The organism is Arthrobacter sp. NtRootA1 (assembly GCF_019976975.1).
Taxonomy (GTDB): domain Bacteria; phylum Actinomycetota; class Actinomycetes; order Actinomycetales; family Micrococcaceae; genus Arthrobacter; species Arthrobacter aromaticivorans.
The window spans coordinates 4,719,271-4,741,265 of the sequence record NZ_AP024630.1 but is presented as its reverse complement, the minus strand read 5'-3'; the positions used below and the strand labels follow the sequence as shown (position 1 = coordinate 4,741,265).

The following is a 21,995-nucleotide window of genomic DNA, read 5'->3' as shown; positions in this document are numbered from 1 at the left end:
TAAGTGACCCCGCGTTGGAATGCCTATGCGCGGCCTAGACGATATCTTGCGTCTTGGCGAAGCGGGCGATGGCACGCTGGGTGCCACGGCTCGCGAAAACCTGGATGAGCGTGCTGACGAAGGCCGAAATCAGCGCGAACGACAAGGCAGAGCGGAGGCTCGTTTCCATATCGTCGTGGCCTGTGGGCGGCTTGTTACCCGTGGCCTTTTCCCAGCCCTTGTTGACCAACTTGGTGCCGACGAATCCGGCTGCAAGGCTTACTCCTGCACCCAGCAGCTTGAAAAAGAGGTTCATGCCCCCAGCCTAGCCTCACATCCCGGTGGGGTGGGACTAGCGACGGTTTTCCCGTTCTTTGAGGAAAGCTGCCATGGAACCGCGTGGTGCAAGGACAGGGACAACATCGTGTTCGGCTTCCCAGACGGCATCTACGGTTCCGAGACCGGCAATTTCCTTGAGCAGGTAATACGTGGGTGGCATCAGCTGCAATTGACCGGCTGCCTCGGCCGCCAGGATCCCATCCACCGGCATCCAGAGTGATTGCCACGCTTCCGTGGTTTGGTGCTGGGGTGCTGCTTCCGGAGCAGGCTTGGCTACATAGAAGTACGTGTCGAAGCGCTTGGGCATGTCCGTCGGCGTGACCCAGTTGGCCCAGGGACGAAGGTCTGAGGCATTAAGGCGAAGCCCGGCCTCCTCCCAAACCTCGCGCAGGGCTGCGGTGAGAACCATGCCTGACTTTGCCGGGGCTTGTTCGGGATCGACGGCGATCGAGCTGAGGTTCCAGTCTGCGGCATGCCGTTCCAGCAGCTCAGCCGGATATTCCCATCCATCCTGGTCGGCGGCATCAACCCGGCCTCCCGGAAAGACCACCATGCCGGCGGCGAAGTCCATGGTGGCAACCCTGTGCTGGACGAAGGCTTCGAGGCCGCCCGGAGTGTCGCGGAGCAGGATAACGCTCGCAGCCAGCCGCGGCTCGGGAACCGGGTTGTCCGTAGTGGGAAGGTCCGTCATGAAATGCCCCTTTGCCGCGTCGATTCTGCTGGATCATTGTCTCAGGTCTGGTTGCGGGGCCTGGTGTGCGAGCTAAGTCGTGAGAATCGGGCGCGGAGCGGACGCCACAACGCAGGGAAGGCCAGCCAACCGCTTTGTGACCAACCCCAGCGCGCACGAACACCGACAGGTGTAAACTGAACCACGCCCATAAGGGCAGATTAATAACGACAGGGGAGCGCCGCCGTCGGACCTTGCAGAGATGCAGGAGACGCGAGGGCGCTGAGAGTGCGGACAGCCGCAGACCCTCGAACCTGATCCGGTTAGTACCGGCGCAAGGGAGTCGAGCTTCTCAGAGTGTCCGGATCCGGGCGGCGAAGGCTGGCCGGGGGTTTCCGGGGAGCACTTTCCCCTCCTGTACCTCAGGAGGCAGAAAAATGACCACGGCAAGCGTGAAGAAAACCAGTTATAACTGGCGTGTTGTAGACATCGTGGTGGCAGCTTTGATTGCCATCGCCGGCGGCGTGATCTTTTGGGCCTGGTCCCAGGGCGCCGCAATCGTATCCATCCCCATGAACGCCACGTATCCTCCGCTCACCGGTTTGATCGCCGGTGGCTGGATGATCCCGGCCGTCCTGGGCATGCTCATCATCCGCAAGCCGGGCGCTGCCCTGTTCTGCGAAGCCGTCGCCGCAACCGGCGAACTCATCATGGGTTCCCAGTACGGCACCACCGTCCTCATATCCGGCATCCTCCAGGGACTGGGTGCGGAACTCGTCTTCGCTGCGTTCCGGTACAGGAAGTTCGACCTCTCCGCTGCACTCCTCGCGGGTGCGGGCTCGGGCCTCTTCTGCGGTCTCAACGATTCCTTCCTGCCTTGGGGCTGGAACATCGCCTACGAAGCAATCGACAAGCTGGCCTACATCGCCTTCACCACGCTCTCCGGTGCGATCATCGCCGGCGCGCTGTCCTGGGTTGCCACCCGCGGGCTGGCCAAGACCGGCGTCCTGAGCTCCTTCGCGTCGCGCAAGGCTGCTTCGGAGCCCGTCTTCAACTAATGCCTGCCACGCAAAGCAGCAACCACGTGCGGCCCGCCGCCATCACCGCCCAAGGGTGGGGATGGCGGCATGCCGGGCGTTCCACACCTGCCATCCAGGACCTCGACCTCCGGATCGAGCCCGGCGAGCGTGTGCTGTTGCTGGGTCCATCGGGCGCAGGGAAATCGACACTTCTCCATGCCCTCGCCGGTGTGCTGGGTGATGAGGAAGACGATTCCGACGAGACCGGCTCGCTGTTGATCGACGGCGTCGCTCCCCGCGAACAGCGCGGCCGCGCAGGTCTGATGCAGCAGGATCCAGAAACCCAAGTAGTGCTCTCCCGTGTGGGTGACGACGTCGCGTTTGGCGCCGAAAACCTTGCCGTTCCCCGGGATGAAATTTGGGCCCGCGTCCATGAAGCGCTCGACGACGTTGGGTTGCGCACCGCTGCAGGCGGCGGTTTGGCGCTGGATCACCCGACGGCGGCACTCTCCGGCGGGCAGAAGCAGCGCCTTGCGTTGGCCGGCATCCTGGCGATGCGGCCCGGGCTGATCCTGCTCGACGAACCTACGGCCAACCTGGATCCAGTGGGTGTGCTTGAGGTTCGGGACGCCGTGGAGCGATGCCTGGACAAGACCGGTGCCACTTTGGTTGTCGTGGAACACCGTGTGTCCGTGTGGAAGGACCTGGTGGACAGGATCGTGGTCCTCCAGCCCCCTTCGGCTGGGGGCGGCGTGCTCCTGGACGGCCCACCGGATCAGGTGCTCACAGAGGCCCGCACCATGTTGATGGCAGCGGGAGTATGGGTGCCCGGGTACGTTCCGGCTACTCGCGCCCGCAGGACCACAACTCAGGAAACGGGCGGCCATGAATCCACCGCCCAGTTCCTCCTCGTGGCACAGGACCTGGCTGTTTCCCGTGAGAAGCCTCGCCGTCGCCGGTTCAAAACCATCCCACCCGTTCCCGTGCAATCGGGTATCAGTGCACAAGTGCGGGCTGGCCAGGCACTTACCATCACGGGTCCGAACGGTGCAGGCAAGTCCACCTTTGCTCTCACATTGGCCGGACTTCTGGCGCCTGTGGACGGCAAGGTGAGTGCCGCCGTCGAGCTTTCCGAGGGCGCTGGAATCGACCCGTTCAAGTGGAAGGCGGATCAGCTGATTTCGCGCATTGGCACCGTGTTCCAGGAACCGGAGCACCAGTTTGTGACGGGCAAGGTCCTGGACGAGTTGATGTTCGGACCAAAGCATCTGGGGCACGGTGAAGAACGCGTGGATGAATTGGTGGAGCGTTTGCGGCTCACGCATTTGGTGGACGCGAACCCTTACACCTTGTCCGGTGGCGAGAAGCGCCGGTTGTCAGTGGCCACGGTCCTTGCGGCCCATCCTAAAGTGCTGGTGCTGGACGAACCAACGTTCGGCCAGGACGCCAACACCTGGGCAGAGTTGGCATCGTTCCTGTCCGAACTGCTCGACGCCGGAACGGCCGTTGTGTCCGTGACGCACGACGAAGAATTCAGTGCGGTCCTTGGCGGCACGGAGCTCCGGCTGGATCCGGCGACGCCGCGCGTGCCTGACTCACAGAGCGAGTCAGCCCGCCAGGAAGCCGGTGCCGCATGAGGGACGCCTTGAACCTGCGCGGCAACCAGGCCCTCCTCACGCGTGCCAACCCCTTGGTGAAGTTCGTGTCCGTGTTCCTTATTTCGCTGGTGCTGGCGTTGTCGATCGACTGGGTATCCGCTTCAACGGCCCTCGTCGCCGAGCTGGCCCTGTTCCCGCTGGCTGGCCTCACGCTGGGGCTTCTATGGCAGCGGGCCTGGCCGCTCATCATCGCTGCAGCGATTGGTGGCTGGAGCACCGCAATCGTGGCGGCTGACAGCGGCGCCGTACTGCTCGACGTCGGACTCTGGTCCATCAGCGAAGGTTCCCTTCAGCTGGGGCTGGGTTTCATGTTGCGCGGCTTGGCGATCGCACTGCCCGCGATCCTGCTGATGACCTGTACAGATCCAACCGATCTGGCTGATGCGCTGGCACAGAAGGCAAGGCTGCCACACCGCTTTGTCCTCGGTTCGCTGGCCGCGATGCGCTTGGTGGGTTTGATGGCTGAGGAATGGCAGACCATCGGCATGGCCAGGCGTGCCCGCGGAGTGGGTTCGCAGGGTAGCCCGCTGCAACGGCTGAAGGCAACGCTTGGACAGAGCTTCGGGCTGCTGGTCCAGGCGGTCCGGCGGGCCTCCCGGCTGGCCATCACCATGGAGGCACGGGGTTTCGGCGGCGCGCAGCGAACGTGGGCCCGGGAATCCACTTACTCCCTCCTGGACGTCTGGGTACTCCTCGGCGGTCTCGTCATCGCTGCCGCTGCGGTACTGACAGCAGTCGGCGCTGGAACGTGGAGTTTCGTCTGGCGTTAGCCAAGATATCGCACTATACGGGTACTCTGTGATCTTTGCCGCTGAATCGGCGATTTGTTCAGCGCTTCTAACTCATTTGTGATATTTCTTGAGTATGACGCAACCTACCGCCGAAAATGTGGGCCTCCTGCTCCGCGACGCACGAAGCGAAAAGGGCTGGACGCAGGGGCAGTTGGCTTCCGAGCTGGGAACCAGCCAGAGCGCTATCGCCCGGATGGAGCAAGGCAAGCAGAATCTCAGCCTCAGAATGATCGAACGGCTGGAGGCCATCTTCGGCCGTTCCATCGTCAAGGTAGGCAAGCCGCAGATGACCCACCTCCGGGTAGAGGGCGGCCACACGCTGTCCGGCGAAGTGGATGTCAACAGCAGCAAGAATGCCGGTGTCGCCCTGCTGTGTGCCAGCCTGATCAACCGGGGCACCACCACTTTGCGTCGTTTGGCGCGCATTGAGGAAGTCAACCGGATCGTTGAGGTGCTGACGTCCATCGGCGTCGAATGCACCTGGCTCAACGGCAGCGACCTCCGTATCCGCAGGCCCGAAGTCCTGGACCTTGAATCAATGGACGTGGAGGCAGCTCGGCGCACCCGCAGCGTCATCATGCTGCTCGGCCCGCTCCTGGACGAGACCGACGAATACCTGCTTCCCTATGCGGGTGGATGCGACCTCGGGACGCGCACCGTCGAACCACACATGCAGGCACTGCGCCAGTTCGGGCTCACGGTGGGCGCGAAGTCCGGCTTCTACTCCGTGGTGGCACCCCCGGCCGATGGGGACGACCGTTCCTTCGTGCTCTCCGAACGTGGCGACACTGTCACCGAGAACGCCATTATGGCTGCCGCACACCGCGAGGGCACCACGGTGATCCGCAACGCGAGCCCCAACTATATGGTCCAGGATCTTTGCTTCTACCTGCAGGGCTTGGGCGTGACCATCGAGGGCGTCGGGACCACGACGCTGAAGATCACTGGCCGGTCAGCCATAGACGTGGAGATCGAATACTTCCCGTCCGAGGATCCCATCGAAGCCATGAGCCTGATCACCGCAGGCATCGTAACGAACTCCGAGGTCACCATCCGCCGGGTTCCCATCGAATTCATGGAAATCGAGCTTGCCACCCTGGAACAGATGGGCCAGAAGCTCGAAATCTCAGGCGAATACATGGCCCGCAATGGGCGGACGCGTTTGGTGGATGTCACCACCAAGCCCTCCGAGCTCCACGCCCCACAGGACAAGATCCACCCCATGCCGTTCCCGGGGCTCAACATCGACAACCTGCCCTTCTTCGCCGTGATCGCGGGCAACGCCGAGGGCCAGACCATGATCCACGACTGGGTCTACGAGAACCGTGCCATCTACTTGACGGAACTCAACAAGCTGGGCGCCCAAGTCCAACTCCTGGACCCGCACCGGATTTACGTCAACGGACCCACCAAGTGGCGGGCCGCGGAGATCGGTTGCCCGCCGGCGCTGCGCCCGGCAGCGTGCCTGCTCCTGGCGATGCTGGCTGCCCGTGGAACCTCGGAGCTTCGCAACATCTACGTCATAGAACGCGGCTACGAGGACCTGGCCGAGCGACTGAACACCATTGGCGCCAAGGTGGAGTACTTCCAGGACTAGGCCCACCTGCAACGCGGGGTCACTTAGAGCCCATAATCGACCCTCACATGGGCCGTAAGTGACCCCGGGTTGCTGTATCCGGGATGCCGCATGAAGCAGAATGGTGCCATGCGGATTTTCGGGGTGGAGGAAGAGCTACTCATCGTCGATTCTGTGACGGGCGAGCCCTTGGCCCTCGCGGATGCGCTGCTCGCGGACGCGCTGCTGGCAGGACCGGAAGCGGCGCCTGAAACCGGGATGGGGCTCAGCCACGAACTGAAGCTGGAACAGATCGAAACCCAGACCCGTCCGTGCCATACCCACACCGAGCTCCTCCAGCAGATCCGGAGTGGCCGTGCCATGGCCAACGACGCCGCCAGGAAGCACAACGCCCGGGTGGCCGCGATTGCCACATCGCCCCTGGCCAAGAACACACATACCACCCCGGATCCCCGCTTCGCGGTGATGCTTGAACGCTTTGGGTTGACGGCCCATGAGCAACTGACCTGCGGTTTCCACGTGCACACCGCCGTGGAGTCACCTGAAGAGGGCGTGGTGGTCCTTGATCACATCCGCGACAAACTTGCTGTTTTGACGGCCCTCAGCGCCAATTCCCCCTACTGGCGTGGGCTGCCTACGGGTTTCGAAAGCTATCGGATCCAGGCCTGGAACCGATGGCCGACGTCCGGGCCTTCAGCCGTTTTTGGCTCGTTGACTGCCTACCGGCGCATGGTCCAGCGCCTCCTGGACACGGGAGTTCTCCTTGACGAGGGCATGATCTACTTCGACGCCCGCATCTCCCGCAACCATCCGACCGTGGAAGTCAGGGTGGCTGACGTCTGCCTCCGTTCGGAGGACGCAGCCGTAATTGCAGTGCTGGTGAGGGCATTGGTCGAGACCGCATCCCTGGAAATGCTCGACGGCGTTGAGCCCGCCTCGGTGCCGACGGCCCTGCTCCGGATGGCGAGTTGGCAAGCGAGCAATTCGGGCCTTGGCGGAGACCTCCTGGACTTTGGCGATTTTCGTCCCCAACCCGCAGCGGACGTGGTCTGGGCTTTGGTGGATTACCTGAGCCCTGTCCTGGACGACCAAGGTGAACTGGAGCTCGTGAAGGCCGGAATCTCGGACATTCTTGAGCGCGGAAACGGAGCCCGGGAGCAACGCGAAGCAGCGGAACGTTTCAACAACCGGCAACGTGACGCCCAAAATCCGCCGGGGAGTCCGCCCAGCAATGAGGCCTTGGGGGCGGTGGTTGGGCATGCCGTGAAGGCGACGATTCGTGGCGCTACCGCAGGCTCGGCCAAGGACCCGGTGCCCATCATGACCAGGGTCCGCAGGGCCTAAGCTTCTGCGGAGTCAGTCTCTTCCCACGTCATCAGGTACGCCCCCGCTAGGCCTTCCACGAGGTAAAACACGAAAGGCGGGATGTCCTTCTTGGCCACAAGGATGGCGCCGTAGATGGGCGCGCTGGCTGCAGCAGTCACTCCGATCCATCGTTTGGCGGGGGATGCCAGGAGGCTTCCGCCCAGCGCCGCCAAGGCAAGAACGTGGAGCCCAGAGTAGGCCAGGAATGGCGCATTGGATCCGCGGCCGTAGGCAAAGCGTTCCAGGTCCGAGGCCCGACGCGACAAACTGGATACAAAGAGCGGGGCACCTGCGAGCAAGGCGGCCGCGGCCGGAACAGCCCACCGCTTTGCCCGTCCGCCCGGAAGACGACGGGCAAAAGCTGCGAATCCCACCGGCACCGCGACGGTTCCAGCAGCAGCGAGGTGCTGCCCGATAACCCAGCCACGCTGCCCGGCCTCGAGCATACGAAGACGTTCGGCGGCATCGGGGGTGATGTAGACGCGGGAGACCGGTGAGATCCCTGCCAACCACACCGCCGTGCCGGCAACGATGACCGTTCCGGCACGGCGATAGGGATGCTTCACGCTCATGGCATGAAGGTTAGACCTGTTTGAGGGCCTTCTCCAGATCCAGGATGAGATCGTCCACGTCTTCAAGCCCCACGGACAAACGGACCACGCCGTCTGAAAGGCCGATTGCTGCGCGCCCTTCGGGCCCCATGGCCCTGTGCGTGGTGGTGGCCGGGTGCGTGATGAGGGACTTGGAGTCGCCCAGGTTGTTGGAAATGTCGATGACGCGCAGTCCGTCCAACAGCGCGAACGCGGCGTCCTTGGCGGAACGCCCGGACGAGGGCAGCAACTCGAATGTCAGCACGGTACCGCCGGCCTTCATTTGCTTGGCTGCGAGCTCGTACTGAGGGTGCGATTTCAGCAAGGGGTACTTGACCCAGTTGATGGCGGGTTGCTGCTCCAGCCATTCCGCGATTTTCAAAGCGGAGGCCGAACTGTGGTTCACGCGCAAGCCAATGGTTTCCAGGCCCTTGGTCAACACCCAGGCGTTGAACGCGGAGAGCGACGGACCGGTGTGGCGCATCAGCTGCTTGACCGGGCCATCGATGAATTCCTTGGTGCCCAGGATCGCACCGCCCAGGACACGCCCCTGGCCATCGATGTGCTTGGTGCCGGAGTACACGATCACGTCCGCGCCCAGCTCGCCGCAACGCTGCAGCAGGGGAGTGGCAAAGACATTGTCGACGACGACGGTGGCTCCCGCAGCATGCGCCAGCTCGCTGACGGCGGCGATGTCCACGATTTCCTGCATGGGGTTGGAGGGCGACTCGAAGAACACGGCGGTGGTCGGTTCTGAGAGGGCAGCACGCCACTGGTCGAGGTCGGGACCATCGACGAATACCGTCTCGACACCCCAGCGCGGCAGGATCTCGTTGAGGATCACGAAGCAGGAGCCGAACAAGGAACGGGCTGCGACCACGCGGTCCCCGGCTGCCAGCAGGGCACCCAAGGCGGTGAAGACCGCAGACATGCCGGACGCCGTCGCAAAGCATGCCTCGGTTCCTTCGAGCAGCCGCAACCGCTCCTGGAACGTGGCCACGGACGGGTTGCCGTAGCGGGAGTAAACGAAGCGTTCGTCCTCGCCGGTGAAGGCGCGTTCGGCGGCTGCAGCGGATTCGTAGACGAAGCCGGAGTTCAGGAAAACGGGTTCGGACGTCTCCTGGAAGTTGGTACGGTCAAGGCCACCGCGTACTGCCTGTGTGTCAGGGCTCCAGCTGGCGGCATCGGGATTGAAAGTCACTTAGTCGTTCCCCAGGTTCGTTGGCAGGCCGCGGTTTTTCCAGCCGTTGATGGTGCGTTCGCCGTAGCGGTCCGGGTCACCTTCGAAGCCCTCAAGCACGTTGTAGGCAGTGAACCCGGCCTGCGTCGCGGCGATGGCGGCGGAGATGGAGCGCTGGCCTGAGCGGCAGATGAAAACGAGTTCCACGCCCTCGCCCTCGGGTGCCTGCTGCTGCAGGTCCTCGATGAAGCGGGAGTTGGGGATGCCACCGGCAAGGTTCCACTGAATGAACAGGGGATCATTCTCTGTGGCCTTCGTGTCGGGAATGCCGATGTGGGCCCACTCGGCCTCGGTGCGGACGTCCACCAGGATGGCGCCTTCTTCAAGCTTGGCCCACGCGTCCTGCGGGGTCAGGTCACCTGCGTAACTCATGCGTGTCCCTCGAATGCTTCTTCGTCGTCGTCGTTCTCCAGCTGGTCAACGGCATTCGCGACGGCGGCGTCTGCGTTGGCGATGGCAGCGGGCAGGACGACCGCCTGCGCCACGATGACATCCGTGCCGTTGAACGTGGCTGCCGGGCTGCCATGGAGCACGTAGCCGTCGGCGAGGGCCGTGGTGATCCGCTCGCAGAATTCACGGGTGTCCGGGCCTGTAATCAGGCGGTAGGAGAGTTTTTCTTCAGTGGGTTCAGGCATTGGCTGGTGCTCCTCAGTCACGCTTGCAGTTCGAAGTGTCGATACGCCGAGTAGTCACCTGAGGCACCCCGCCGGAGAGAGGGTTGCCGACCAGCAAGTCAGGGCTTTGCGCTGGTGCTCATTACTCAAGAAAAAAGTAGCATCCCGCGGTGGCGGCCCGCACTTGCAGGCGGTTACGTGCTCGTCATGTTGCGTAACCGGCCGGTGCTGGAGTAGCGGCCCAAATATGACGCCCCGGGAGCATAATTGACGCAGTACGACCCCCTGTAACTTCGCAAGAAATCAGGTCGCGGTGAACGGACAAGGCAGTTCTACACTCAAGCCCATGCTGCATTTTGGATGGTTCGTGGGGCACGGTTTCGGTGTCCAGGGATGGGGAACTCCCGGCTACAGCCTGGGTTACGACTGGAAGAAACCTGCCCTGTATCAAGATGCCGTGCGCGCGTTTGAGCAATCCGGCCTTGACCTTTTCATTATCGAGGACTCCCTTACTGTTCCTGATACCTATGGCGGCTCCGCCGAGGTCTCGCTGGCCCACGCCTCCTTTGCGCCCAAGCATGATCCTTTGGCGCTGGTTCCGTACCTCCTTTCGGCCACCAAACACATTGGAATTGTGCCGACGGTCAGCGCATCGTTCTACCCGCCTTTCACGGCCGCCCGGCTCTTGGCCACGCTGCAGCACTTCTCGGAGGGGCAGCTCGGCTGGAACGTTGTCACCTCCGGCAGTGACCTCGCAGCACAGAATTACGGTTTGGATCAGCAGATTGAACACGACCTTCGGTATGAGAAGGCGGAAGAATTCGTCGACGTCGTCCGGCAGCTTTGGCGCAGCTGGGAACCCGACGCCGTGCTTGAGGACGCTGAGGCGGGCGTGTTCGCCGACCACACCAAAGTGCATCCGATTAACCACCAGGGCGACTTCTTCAAGGTCAGGGGTCCACTAAACACGGCGCCCCTGCCGGAGGAGCCCGTACTGGTGCAGGCCGGTGCTTCTCCTCGGGGCAAAGCGTTCGCAGGTGGGCATGCAGATGTGGCGATCGCCTTGGCGCGTGGCGTTGACGGCATGGAGGCTTACCGGGATTCCATCCGTGCCGAGGCTGCGAAGGCGGGCAGGAACCCCGACGACGTTAAGGTCCTTTTCGTGTTGAAGCCCACCGTGGTTGGTTCATCAGCGGAGGCCGAGGAGTTGCGTGCGCAGCGCCGTGAGCTTACCCAGCGTGATATCGACAGCCAGCTCAACTCGATCTCCTATCTGTCAGTGATCGACTTCAAGCAGTTCGACCTCGATGCGCCGTTGCCTGAATTGAGCACCAACAGCAACCAAGGCACGTTGGAGCACTTCGCCAAGGCAGCGCCTCCGGGGTCTACCCTGCGCCAGATCCTGCAGGCACGAAGCGGTGGTGCCGGCGATTCGATTATCGGCACGGTTACCGAGATCGCGGACTATCTTCAAGAAACCGGCGAGGCCGTGGGCGGCGACGGCTTCCTCTTCTCCGGCTTCGTAGACCCCGTGACTGTGCACGGCGTGTTGGACAAGCTCACCCCCGAACTGCGACGCCGTGGCCTGCTGAGGAAGAGTTACGGCGACGGTGGCTTCCGCCAGAATCTTCTGGACTTCTGACGATGTCCTCCGAACCCAGGACCCTGGTGATCGGCACATCGCCCGTGGACCCTGCAAGCGTGGCGCAGGCTGCCTTGAATCCGGCGTTTCACGTGAAACTCAACCACGATGCGTTGTCTTTGATCGGCCGCTCACGCGAAGTGCTGGAGCGTGCTGCGACCTCAGGTCAGAGAGTCTACGGCCTCAACACCCTCCTCGGATCCGGACGCGATACGGCTGTGGAGGAGAGGTCGGTCCTTGCCTATCAAATCCAAGTAGTCAGGTATCACAACAGTGGCGTGGGCGACTATCTGGACCGACCCTCCGCCCGCGCCGTGATCCTCTCCCGGCTCATCGGCTTCAGCCGCGGCGGCTCCGGTGTACGCCCGGAGACCGCCCAGTTCTATGCGGAACTACTCAACCGTGGAGTTCTTCCCGCCATCCCCCGCGAAGGCTCAGTCGGCTCATCGGACCTCACCCAGCTCGCCGCCGTCGCCGCCGTCGCCATCGGTGAAGGTGAAGCGATCGATGGGGACGGCACCCTGGTACCCGGGGCGAAAGCGCTCGCCGACGCCGGACTTCAGCCGCTGCGACTAGCTCCCGGTGAGGCCCTTGCAGTGGTCAGCGCCAACGCGTACTCCGTAGGCGCCGGCACCCTCGCCTTGGTGCGCCTGCAGCAGCTGGCGGAACTCGCCGACGTCGCGCTGTCCCTCTCGCTTGAGGCCATCGCAAGGTACGACGGCGGCGGGAACCTCAGCCCGTTTTCGCCGACTATCCAAGCGGGCAAGACGGTGGACGGGCAGAAGGACTCGGCCGCCGCGGTTCGTTACCTTTTGCGCGGCGGCTGGTTGGAGGACGTTCGTCCCGAGGTCTCGGTGCAGGATGCTTTGTCATTCCGTGCTGCGCCCCAGACGCATGGCGCTTTTCGCTCCTTAGTTTCGCAGCTCGGCGCTGCGCTGAACGTGGAGCTCAACGGACGTGGCGACAACCCTTTGGTTGATATTGAAACCGGGCAAATGGTGTCCGGCGGGAACTTCCAACCGATGCAGCTGGCTCTTTGCTTTGAGGGCATGCGGCTTGCGTTGGCGCACGTGGGGATTTCCAGCGAGCGGCGCATCGCCAAGCTGTATCCGCCACAACGGGTGATCCGGGCCAGGCATCTGGAGGCTGCCGCCGGACACCTAGAGGCTTCGTCGTCGGATGCAGTTTCTGAATCCGGACCGGCCGCAGGCCTTGTGCAGGAGGAATTGCCCGGGCTGCTTTGGTACTCGGCAGCGGGACTGCTGTCCGAACTGAAGTTCCTGGCAGCGCCGGCGACGCTCGGGGCACCCACCCTCTCGGCCGACGTCGAGGACCACTCCACTTTGGCGCCGCTGGCGTTGCAGCAACTCGAAAGGTCGTTGGAGGCCTTGGAGAAATTGCTTGCTATCGAGGCTCTCACGGCGTCGTATCTGCTGCTTGAAGCGGGAGCCGCGCAGCCGCTCGGGAAGGGGACGGGCGCCGTCGTGGGCCGGCTGGCTGATGTGCTGGCGGATCGGCCGTCGGCTCCGGACCTGGTGGAGCGCGCACGACGTGAATTGCGTGATGTGGTGGCGCTGGAATTGCCGCCTATGGCGGAAAGGGAGGGGACCAAATGAGTACTGCAATCCGCAAACACGGCGCACACTCGGCGGCAGGGCTGCCGGACGGCCTGGATGCCTCCGTCCTGGACAAAGTGGGCAACACTCCACTGGTGAAATTGGAGACCCTGGGCCGTGGATTGCGCAGCACCATCCACATCAAGCTTGAGTCCGAGAACCCCGGCGGATCCATCAAGGACCGCACAGCGCTGAGCATGGTCCGGGCGGCCGAGCGCTCAGGGGAGTTACAGCCGGGCGCAACCATTGTGGAGAGCACATCCGGCAACACCGGGATCGGGCTGGCGCTTATTGGCCGGCTGACTGGGCATCCCGTCGTGGTGGTTACCGGCGACACCATCTCCCAGGAGAAGCTCGCCGCGCTCCACAGCTATGGTGCGCGCGTGGTCCTGACGGACTGGAGCGCGCCCTCGGAATCGCCTGAGAACGCCCGCGCCGTGGCAGCGCGAATCACGGCGGAGACGCCTGGTGCTTGGCGGCCCATGCAGTTCGACAACCCTGCCAATCCCGCGGCGCACTACCAAACCACCGGACCGGAGATCTGGGAGCAGACCCACGGCCTTGTGACGCATTTCGTGGCCGGGATCGGAACCGGCGGGACCATCAGCGGCAATGGCCGGTTCCTGAAAGAGAAGGTTGCAGCATCGCGGCCGGGCGGGCACCTTGAAGTTGTGGGTGCCGACCCCTACGGCTCCGCCTACAGCGGTGGACACCCCGGGGAGATCCTGGTGGACGGGGTGGGTAACTCCTGGCCCCAGGCTGAATGGCCCAAGGCCTTTGACCGCTCCATTGTTGACCGTTTCCTGCGCATCCCCAACGACGAGGTCTACTCCACAGTGCATCGGCTCCTCGACGAAGAAGGGCTTGCGCTGGGTCCATCATCCGGGCTCGCTGTAGCCGCCGCCCTGCGGGTAGCCCGGGCCGCACCCCACGGTTCGGTGGTGGTGGCCATAGCGCCCGACGCCGGAACGAACTACCTGAGCAAGGCTTTCAACCCGGTGTGGCTGGCAGAGAACGGAATCCACCTGACCCGCGACGCCACCGAATAGGTTCCTCTCTCACGTCCCGCGGTGTTTTGGCGCTTCCTCTCTCACGTCCGGCGGCGTTTTGGGGGTCCCTCTCTCACGTCCGGCGGCGTTTTGGGGGTCCCTCTCTCACGTCCGGCGGCGTTTTGGTGGTCCCTCTCTCACGTCCCGCGGTGTTTGGCCTGATGTCCTGCGCTAGGCTCCAAGCATGCCTGAACAGGAAACAAAAGGACGTCTCGCCGGCTATCTGGATAAGCAGCAGCCCGAGCTCTACGCAACACTGAGCCACTATGCCCAACAGGTGGTTGGAGAAGCCGACCGCACAGGTGTGCCGCGGCGGACCATCGAACTTCTGAACTACCTTGCGTCGCAGATCAATGGCTGCGCATTCTGCCTGGACCTCCACCATCGCCGCGCCTTGGGGTACGGCGAAACGGAACAACGCCTGTCCTTGGTAGCCGTCTACAAGGAAGTGACGCTGTTTGAGCCGGCTGAGCGGGTGGCCATGGAAATCACTGAGCAGATCACCCGGATGAGCACGTCACGGCCGAGCCCCGAACTCTTCGAGCGGGCCCGGGAACACTACAACGACGAGCAAATCAGTGTCCTCTGCATGGCCGCGATTGGGATCAACGCCTTCAACCGGCTGTCCATCCTGAGCGAGCACCCTGTCAGGACGGCCAAGCCGAAGTCGTGAATTTGGTGGGCCGTGTGGGGTCCTGACCTACTTTCAAACAACATCAGCCCCTGGGCAACCCGAAATGGTTGCGCAGGGGCTGATTTGTCGCCAAAGAGGGTCAGGAAGCCACGGCCGCTGGACGCCGGGGTGAGTGCCGCCGTCGTGAATTTGGGTGGGCCGTGTGGGGTCCTGACCTGCTTTGAAACGAGATCAGCCCCTGGGCAACCCGGAATGGTTGCGCAGGGGCTGATCTGCAGGCAAAGAAGGTCAGGAAGCCACGAGAATCTTGGACCGTCGTCCGTACTTGAAGTAGAAGAACGCGTAGCACGCCCCCACAAACGGAACGCCGAACAGCAGCGCCGCCACCTGGTTGGGGTCGAACGCTATGCCGATCAAGGACACAACGCACAGTGCGAACGCCAGGATCGGAACCAGCGGGAAGAGCGGCGCTTTGTACGGGAGCGTGCTGAGGTCGCCGCCGTTCTTGATAAACGTGCGCCTGTACACGAAATGCGAGGCCACAATGGACATCCATACGCCCACAGTTGCAAACCCGGCGATCGAAACGAGCACCAGGTACACGGTTGCCGGTGCCACAATGCTGCTGATGAGCGAAGCCAGGCCGCCGAGCATGCTCACGCACAGGGCAATCATCGGGATCCCACGCTTGGTCAGCTTCCTGAAAGCCTTGGGTGCGTGTCCTTCGTCGGCCAGCGAGAAGAGCATGCGGGCGCAGGAGAAGAGTCCGCAGTTTCCAGCAGACAACAGCGCAGTAATGATCACGAAGTTCATGATGTCGGCGGCGAACGGAATGCCGAGCATCGAGAAGACGGTGACGAACGGGCTCTCGTCCACGCTGACCTTCTCATAGGGGATGGTGGCCGCGATGACGGTAATCGCGCCGACAAAGAAGATCATGAGACGGATGACCGTGGTCCTCATGGCCTTGGGGATGTTGGCGCCCGGATTGGATGTTTCGCCGGCGGCGACACCGATCAGTTCGGAACCGGAGAAGGCGTAGAAGACTGCCAGGCAGGTGACGAAGACGCCCGTGAAGCCGTTGGGGAACAGCCCTTCGGGTGTGCTGAAGTTGCTAGTGAGCGACGGGTATTCGCCTGCGGCGAGCGGGTGGAAGCCCATCAATGCGGCGCCGCCCAGGATAATCAGGCCGACGACGGCGGCAACCTTGATGAGCGCGAACCAGAACTCTGATTCACCGAAGACGCGCGATGAAATGGCATTCAGTGTGAACAGGACGCTGGCGAAGATGAAGCACCAGATCCAGACGTCGACGCCAGGGAACCAACGTTGCATGAGCAGGCCGGCGGCAGTGAATTCCGAACCCAACGCCACCGCCCAGCAAAGCCAGTAGAGCCAGGCCGTGGCGAAGCCGGTGGCAGGTCCGATGGTCCTGGCGGCGTAGATGTGGAAGGCACCTGAAACGGGGAACGCAACGGCGAGTTCCCCGAGGCATGCCATCACCAGATAGACCACCACGGCTCCGATAAGGAACGCGAGAACGGCGCCCAAAGGGCCCGCGGTGGCAATGGTGTAGCCCGAGCTGACGAACAGGCCTGAGCCGATGACGCCGCCCATGGCAATCATCACCAGGTGCCGGGCCTCCATGGACCGGCGAAGTCCTGTCTGCGAGGTGCCAGTCGGCGACTGTACCTCCGGTGCCGACGCCTCGGCTGTTGTGGGGGAGCTGTGTCCCATATTCCCTCCGGGAAGTTAGCCAGCAAAGTTTGAAGTGGCATCAGTTGGACGTGATCCAACTAACACGAGAACAAGATTCATCACATGACGAACACCCAGTGCAAGGAGGATAAGGAACGCGATTGGACCCCTAGGGAGCTCGATGCTGAGGCCAAGAATTCCTTATCAATGAGTCATGCGAGCAATTACTCTACTTGTCATCTGCTAAGTTCCAAGCGGAGCAGAGTAGCCCTCAGTCTGGCCGGCCGGAATTACTCGATTCCGGCGAACAACTCATTCAGTTCTTCGGTGAGCTGCTTCCGGACAGCGGGAGTACCGATCTCGTGGCCGTTAATGTGGTTCACGGGCGCGATCAAGCGGATGCTCGAAATGAGCCAAACGGCGTCTGCGTCGAACAGGTCCTGCGGCACCAGCGGCCCGTATCCGAGCTCCCACCCTGCAGCCTTCGCGGCGGCGAAGAGCGCGCCCTGCGATGTCCCGGGAAGGATCCCGCTATCGTGCTGCGGCGTGATGAGCCGGCGAACCGTCCTAACGGAACCGTCGCCGTCGTCGACGGTGTCAAGGTGGGCGAGCAAGACAGTGGACGTCGGCCCTTCAAGGACACGGCCATCTGTTGAGGTGAAGATGGCGTCATCGGCACCCTGCTTGTGCGCGTAACGCAACGCCGCCATGTTGACGGCATAAGACAGTGTCTTGGCTCCCAACAGCAGCCACGGCGCACGCTCGCCTGCTTCGGTGTCAAAACCGCGGTCCAGAAGCACGACGTCGATGCCCGTCTCGCGCTGCCGGCGGCTGCCCGCGGGTGAGGGCGAGGCCTGTACCCAGCATGTGGGGCTCGCCGCACCTTCAATGCCACGGGTCACGATCAGCTTCACCACGACTTCGTCCTCCTCGGGCGTTGGCGCCGGGTGGACTGTGCGGAACTCCGCGATGGCGGTGTCGATTGCTTTTCGCCAAACATCCTGCTCCGGGATCGCCAAATCCAAGGCCGCTGCGGAAGTGCCCAGCCGGTTCAGGTGCGCCTGTACTTTTCGGGCCCTGCCCTGGACTGCCAAAAGGGACTCGAACACGCCATCCCCACGGGTGGCACCGAGGTCAGTGGCCATGAGTTGGGGCTGGCTGGAATCGGCAATGCGGCCGTTTTCGAAGGCGGGGTCCAAGAAAACAAGGACCGTGGGGGCAGGAGAAGTCATGTTCCCAGCTTAGTGCGGCCCTCCAAACGGGCGGGCGGATAGGCTGTGGTGACCGTTAGTTCTTGAACCGTGGGGGTTGTGGAGTGCTTTTTCCTTTTCCGATAGGCGCGGAATGGACCTGGCTCCTGGGTGCTTGGGTCATTGCGGAAGTCATCATGCGCATCGTGCTGCTGGGCATCATCCCTGGCAACCGTCGCCCCACTACGGCCATGGCCTGGCTTCTGGCTGTTTTCCTCGTCCCGACCGTTGGATTCGTGCTCTTCCTGCTTTTTGGCAATTTCCGCTTGTCCAAGCGGCGGCGTGAGCAGCAGGAACAAGTTAATCATCGCGTTCGCGCCGTCACCTCTGACCTGGCCGATCCCGTGAGCACTTATCCCGGCCCGGAGTGGGTGAAGTCAGCGGGCGAGCTGAACCACCGCCTTGGCTCGCTGCCCATGGTCGACGGCAACAAGGTGGAGCTCATTCCCGGCTACAAGGAGTCCATCAAAGCCATGGCCGAGGCGGTCCGGGGCGCTACGGACTACGTCAACGCGGAGTTCTACATCATGAGCAGCGACTTCGTGACGGACGAGTTGCTCACCGAACTCGAGAAGGCTGCCGAGCGCGGAGTCACCGTCAGATTGCTCTTCGACCACATTGGAACGCTGCGCATCAAGGGCTACCGCCGGCTGGTCCGCCGGCTCAAGGCAGGCCAGATCCAGTGGAAGCGAATGTTGCCGCTGTTGCCTATCCACGGCCAATGGCGCCGCCCGGATCTCAGGAACCACCGCAAGATCCTGGTCATCGACGGGACGTTGGCGTTCACGGGTTCGCAGAATCTGATCGAGCCGTCCTACAACAACCCGAAGCATCGCCGTGCGGGCCGTCAATGGGTTGAGCTCATGGCCCGGCTCGAGGGTCCCATTGTGGCCACCCTGAACGTGGTTTTCGCCACGGACTGGCTCAGCGAAACCGACGAGTCACTCGAAAGTCAGCTTCGTCTTCCCTCCCAGCCCTCCCCGGGACACGTCACGGCCCAGGTGGTCCCGAGTGGTCCGGGGTTCGCCACGGAGAACAACCTGCGCTTGTTCAATACCTTGATCTACTCGGCGCAGCACAGGATCTCCATTTGCAGCCCGTACTTCGTGCCTGATGACTCCCTGCTCTATGCGATCACCACTGCTGCCCAGCGGGGAGTGGATGTGGAACTCTTCGTCTCCGAAAAGGGTGACCAATTCCTGGTCCACCACGCCCAACGCTCCTACTACGAAGCGCTCCTCGGGGCAGGTGTCCGCATCTACCTGTACCGCGCGCCGTACGTGCTCCATGCCAAGCACTTCACGATCGACGACGAGGTTGCGGTTCTTGGTTCCAGCAATATGGACATGCGCTCCTTCTCCCTGAACATGGAGGTCTCGGTGATGCTCCTGGGCGCCGAAACCGTGAACCTCATGCGAGCCGTGGAGTCCACGTACCGCGAGGTATCCCGTGAGCTTACGTTGGACGACTGGATGGACAGACCCCCGTTGGCCAAGTATGTGGATAACGTCGCGAGATTGACCGCGACGCTCCAATAACTTGCGTAACATGTGCGGCCCTCAAAGCGAGAGCCGATGGCTATACGCAAACTCAGCCCGGGAAGCCAGCCCCGAGCGTCGACAACACGCCAAACGCCTTGGTCCGGATCTCTTCGTACTCGTCGTCGGCCACGGAATCAGCGGTGATTGCCCCTCCGACCCCAAGGCTGAGCGTTCGCCCGCCGTCGCCGTCGGGATTCACCACGAGGGTACGGATCACCACCGCAAGGTCCGTGGCAGCGTTCAGCGAGAAGTAGCCAATTGCTCCTGAATAGATACCGCGGGGACCCGCCTCAAGCTGGTCAAGAATGTCCATGGTGCTGATCTTCGGCGCCCCGGTCATTGAACCAGCGGGGAAAGCGGCGGCCAAGGCTTCTGCCCGCGGAGCGCCCGGGCGAAGGTGCGCGTCCACTGTGCTCACCATTTGATGCACCGTGGCGTAGCTTTCGATCGCGCATAGCCTGCTGACCGTCACCGAGCCCGGAATGGCGAAATGGCTCAGATCATTGCGCAGCAAGTCCACGATCATGATGTTTTCCGCGCGGTCCTTCAGCGATGTTTCCAGGTCGCGGCGCAGTTCGGCGTCCTCCGTGGGATCGGCGGAACGCCCACGCGTCCCCTTGATCGGCTCGGCCCGCATGCCGCCGTCGGAGAGAATCCGCAGGAAGCGCTCGGGAGAAGTGCTCGCGACAACCAGCTCGCCGAACCGAAGATAACTGGCAAATGGTGCCGGATTGCGGCGGCGCAACGCCAGGTAGCTCTGCCACGGGTCAAGCCCGCCGGCAGGGGCTTCAAGCATGGTGGTCAGGCAAACCTCGTACGAGTTGCCTTCGCTGATTTCATGCTGGGCGTCGGCGATTTTGCGCTTATAGTCCGTCGCGCTGTCACGGCAAGTGAATTCCGGAGCCGCCTCGGAAACAGGCTCGACGGCGGAAGCAGGGGCGGCTGAAGCAGCCCCGACGGCGGTTCGAGCCTCGTGCAACCACTCATCGGCGTCGGGCGCGTCCAAGGCAAGCAGCCACACTGTTTGCTCGCGATGATCCAGCACCACGGCCCGCCCAGCGAACAGCAGGGCGGCGTCCGGAGTCCCGGCTTGGACGTCGTTCCCCCCGGTTTCCCGCTTGAGCTCGTAGCCCAGGTAGCCCAACCAACCGAGCGTGAACTGGCCATCGTAGCCGCGGGGTGCCCGCACGGCACGGCGTCCCCATACGGAATCGAGCCAGCGGAAGAAGGGTCCGGCGGTTTCCACCGTGGCTGTTCCGGCCGTCACTTGGGTGGTTCCCTGACGGTGCTGGACGGACTGTCCGAACGTGCCGCCGTCGTCCGCCAGGATGCTGAAGCGGCTGCGGGCAGCGGCCTGGGACGTCCCTGAAACCACGGATGCGTTGGAGGAATCGAGCCAAACAGCGTTGGTCGAGGAACCGTAGAGGTCCTGAAAGAGGGTCTCGGCGTCAGGAGCGGCGCTGATCTTTTCGGACCGGAGCTGCAGGCCGCGACGTGCGCTGAGTTCCGGCGAGAGGATCGCTGCCAGTGACGGCAGGTACCGCATGGCCTGCAGGACGTCATCCGGGGCGTTGCCATCCGCGAGGTTCTGGACGCGGATGTCTGCTGCGCCCATGACCGGGTCAGCTTCGAGCCAAACATCTTCCTGCGCGGCCCAGGTGTCCCAGTACGGTTCGTAGGTGTTTCCGTCACGAGCCAAAGCCCGGCGCCGGCGGTCCTCACCGGGGGATTCGACCCAGACGACGGCGTCCAACATGGGACGGGCGGCGTCCGCTGCGGCGCCAACGCCCTCCACGATCACGATTTCGGCTGGCAGCGTTACGTGCAGCGCGCCGTCGTAATGCCGTTCCCAATCCCAGCTGACCCACTCTGCTGCCTCGCCCTGGCTCAAAGGTGTGAGGACCGTTGCGATGTATCTTTCGATGCCTGTGGCAAGGCCGTTCCATCCGGGATAGATATCTTCCAGGTGGAAAAGGGAAACCTTGTGGTGCTCCCGAAGGCGGGCCGCCAGCTCAACGGCCAGCGTGGTCTTGCCCGCGCCGGACCGCCCGTCGACGGCGATGATCACGGGTGCAGGGGTCATGACATAGAGGTTACCTGCTGGTGCTCGGTGGCTCCGTCTCGGGAGTCGCTGGCGCTACTCCCGGAGTCTTCCGCAATTTCAGCGCTCACGTGGCGCACAATGCCTGGAATAGCGGCTTTGATAAGGGTCCAGGTGTTCTCGAAGTCGGTGTGGCCGCCATACCAAGGATCCTCGATGCCCAAATCCAGGGAACTGCGCCCAATCATCATGGGATCGAAGCTGCGCAGCATCCGGACTTTGGCCAGCGATTCGCGATCCGGCGCGCCCTCCTGAAGCCAGCCGAAATGATCGACGTCCAGTGCCAGGATGAGATCCCGCTCAGCGAACCACTCGCGCCGCCACTTGCGTGCGACGTGGTCCTCGGACGCGATGTGGTGGGCGGTTAGTTTGCGGGCCGCCCGGGGATCGATGGGGCGCCCCACCTCGTACCCGGTGGTGCCCGCTGAGTCGACCACTACCAGCTTGCCGAGCCCTTCCGCTTCGAAGGCTTCGGTAAGCATGAGCGCTGCCATGGGCGAGCGGCAGATGTTTCCGGTGCAGACCGTGATGATGCGGTATGGGCTCGTCGTTGAGTACATGCAGCAAGCATGGTTGATGGCACCCCTTCTTGGCTAGGGGCCACTTCACAACGAAGTCACTTT

At 63.0% G+C, this 21,995-nt stretch carries 20 protein-coding genes and 2 riboswitches; of the genes, 10 read left to right on the top strand and 10 right to left on the bottom strand.

The genetic code is table 11. The annotated features are described in order from the left end of the window. Positions 1-34 precede the first annotated feature (34 nt). Both LDN90_RS21595 and LDN90_RS21590 read right to left on the bottom strand, forming a co-directional pair. Positions 35-295: a DUF4235 domain-containing protein gene (locus LDN90_RS21595; protein WP_216926797.1), complete on the bottom strand. Its 261-nt coding sequence runs from the start codon at positions 293-295 to the stop codon at positions 35-37. Positions 296-331: 36 nt separating this feature from the next. Beyond that, a complete protein-coding gene (locus LDN90_RS21590) occupies positions 332-1,009 on the bottom strand; it encodes an NUDIX hydrolase (RefSeq protein WP_223947076.1) in 678 nt (225 codons plus the stop codon). 201 nt (positions 1,010-1,210) lie between these two features. Beyond that, positions 1,211-1,347: riboswitch (TPP riboswitch) on the top strand. A 78-nt stretch (positions 1,348-1,425) separates the two neighbouring features. Here LDN90_RS21590 and LDN90_RS21585 point away from each other — a divergent pair. From LDN90_RS21585 to LDN90_RS21565, 5 genes are all read left to right on the top strand, one after another. Next, a complete protein-coding gene (locus LDN90_RS21585; RefSeq protein WP_216926795.1) occupies positions 1,426-2,046 on the top strand; it encodes an ECF transporter S component in 621 nt (206 codons plus the stop codon). Next, on the top strand, positions 2,046-3,644 hold the full coding sequence (locus tag LDN90_RS21580; protein WP_223947075.1) for an ABC transporter ATP-binding protein: 1,599 nt from the start codon (positions 2,046-2,048) through the stop codon (positions 3,642-3,644). The genes LDN90_RS21585 and LDN90_RS21580 overlap by 1 nt, the downstream gene beginning before the upstream one ends. After that, positions 3,641-4,435 (top strand): energy-coupling factor transporter transmembrane component T, encoded by a 795-nt coding sequence (locus LDN90_RS21575; RefSeq protein WP_223947074.1) that lies wholly within the window; start codon positions 3,641-3,643, stop codon positions 4,433-4,435. Before LDN90_RS21580 ends, LDN90_RS21575 begins: the two co-directional genes overlap by 4 nt. A gap of 94 nt (positions 4,436-4,529) precedes the next feature. Beyond that, positions 4,530-6,053, top strand: a complete 1,524-nt coding sequence (locus LDN90_RS21570; RefSeq protein WP_223947073.1) for a UDP-N-acetylglucosamine 1-carboxyvinyltransferase — start codon at positions 4,530-4,532, stop codon at positions 6,051-6,053. 108 nt (positions 6,054-6,161) lie between these two features. Next, complete coding sequence (locus LDN90_RS21565; protein ID WP_223949356.1) at positions 6,162-7,376, top strand: glutamate--cysteine ligase; 1,215 nt, start codon at positions 6,162-6,164, stop codon at positions 7,374-7,376. Here LDN90_RS21565 and LDN90_RS21560 read toward each other — a convergent pair. The 4 genes from LDN90_RS21560 to LDN90_RS21545 are packed head-to-tail and all read right to left on the bottom strand — an operon-like array spanning position 7,373 to position 9,862. Beyond that, a complete protein-coding gene (locus tag LDN90_RS21560; RefSeq protein ID WP_223947072.1) occupies positions 7,373-7,969 on the bottom strand; it encodes a hypothetical protein in 597 nt (198 codons plus the stop codon). The two genes, LDN90_RS21565 and LDN90_RS21560, sit on opposite strands and share 4 nt — an antisense overlap. A 10-nt stretch (positions 7,970-7,979) precedes the next feature. Then, positions 7,980-9,188 (bottom strand): O-succinylhomoserine sulfhydrylase, encoded by a 1,209-nt coding sequence (locus LDN90_RS21555; protein WP_216926790.1) that lies wholly within the window; start codon positions 9,186-9,188, stop codon positions 7,980-7,982. After that, on the bottom strand, positions 9,189-9,599 hold the full coding sequence (locus LDN90_RS21550; RefSeq protein WP_216926789.1) for a rhodanese-like domain-containing protein: 411 nt from the start codon (positions 9,597-9,599) through the stop codon (positions 9,189-9,191). Then, the gene (locus LDN90_RS21545) at positions 9,596-9,862 is read right to left on the bottom strand and encodes a DUF1737 domain-containing protein (RefSeq protein ID WP_216926788.1); all 267 of its coding nucleotides are present in this window, start codon (positions 9,860-9,862) and stop codon (positions 9,596-9,598) included. The genes LDN90_RS21550 and LDN90_RS21545 overlap by 4 nt, the downstream gene beginning before the upstream one ends. Before the next feature lie 14 nt (positions 9,863-9,876). Further along, positions 9,877-9,988: riboswitch (SAM riboswitch) on the bottom strand. Between the two features lie 166 nt (positions 9,989-10,154). On the opposite strand from LDN90_RS21545, the gene LDN90_RS21540 reads away from it, so the two are divergent. From LDN90_RS21540 to LDN90_RS21525, 4 genes are all read left to right on the top strand, one after another. Next, a complete protein-coding gene (locus LDN90_RS21540) occupies positions 10,155-11,483 on the top strand; it encodes an NtaA/DmoA family FMN-dependent monooxygenase (RefSeq protein WP_346346994.1) in 1,329 nt (442 codons plus the stop codon). A gap of 2 nt (positions 11,484-11,485) precedes the next feature. After that, the gene (locus LDN90_RS21535; protein WP_223947070.1) at positions 11,486-13,099 is read left to right on the top strand and encodes an aromatic amino acid ammonia-lyase; all 1,614 of its coding nucleotides are present in this window, start codon (positions 11,486-11,488) and stop codon (positions 13,097-13,099) included. After that, entirely contained in the window at positions 13,096-14,148 is a 1,053-nt protein-coding gene (locus LDN90_RS21530; protein WP_223947069.1) for a cysteine synthase family protein, read from the top strand. Before LDN90_RS21535 ends, LDN90_RS21530 begins: the two co-directional genes overlap by 4 nt. Positions 14,149-14,332: 184 nt before the next feature. Then, positions 14,333-14,821 (top strand): carboxymuconolactone decarboxylase family protein, encoded by a 489-nt coding sequence (locus LDN90_RS21525; protein ID WP_223947068.1) that lies wholly within the window; start codon positions 14,333-14,335, stop codon positions 14,819-14,821. 249 nt (positions 14,822-15,070) lie between these two features. On the opposite strand, the gene LDN90_RS21520 is transcribed toward LDN90_RS21525, so the two are convergent. After that, the gene (locus LDN90_RS21520; protein WP_223947067.1) at positions 15,071-16,519 is read right to left on the bottom strand and encodes an amino acid permease; all 1,449 of its coding nucleotides are present in this window, start codon (positions 16,517-16,519) and stop codon (positions 15,071-15,073) included. Between the two features lie 251 nt (positions 16,520-16,770). Beyond that, positions 16,771-17,712 carry an aminodeoxychorismate lyase gene (locus tag LDN90_RS21515; protein WP_216926782.1) on the bottom strand — a complete coding sequence of 314 codons (942 nt, stop codon included), beginning with the start codon at positions 17,710-17,712 and terminating at the stop codon, positions 16,771-16,773. An 83-nt stretch (positions 17,713-17,795) separates the two neighbouring features. On the opposite strand from LDN90_RS21515, the gene cls reads away from it, so the two are divergent. After that, positions 17,796-19,268 (top strand): cardiolipin synthase, encoded by a 1,473-nt coding sequence (gene cls, locus LDN90_RS21510; protein ID WP_216926781.1) that lies wholly within the window; start codon positions 17,796-17,798, stop codon positions 19,266-19,268. Between the two features lie 52 nt (positions 19,269-19,320). Here the strand turns inward: cls and pabB are convergent, their stop codons facing one another. After that, positions 19,321-21,354: an aminodeoxychorismate synthase component I gene (gene pabB, locus LDN90_RS21505; protein ID WP_223947066.1), complete on the bottom strand. Its 2,034-nt coding sequence runs from the start codon at positions 21,352-21,354 to the stop codon at positions 19,321-19,323. Continuing rightward, positions 21,351-21,932 (bottom strand): low molecular weight protein-tyrosine-phosphatase, encoded by a 582-nt coding sequence (locus LDN90_RS21500; protein WP_223947065.1) that lies wholly within the window; start codon positions 21,930-21,932, stop codon positions 21,351-21,353. The genes pabB and LDN90_RS21500 overlap by 4 nt, the downstream gene beginning before the upstream one ends. Positions 21,933-21,995 lie beyond the last annotated feature (63 nt).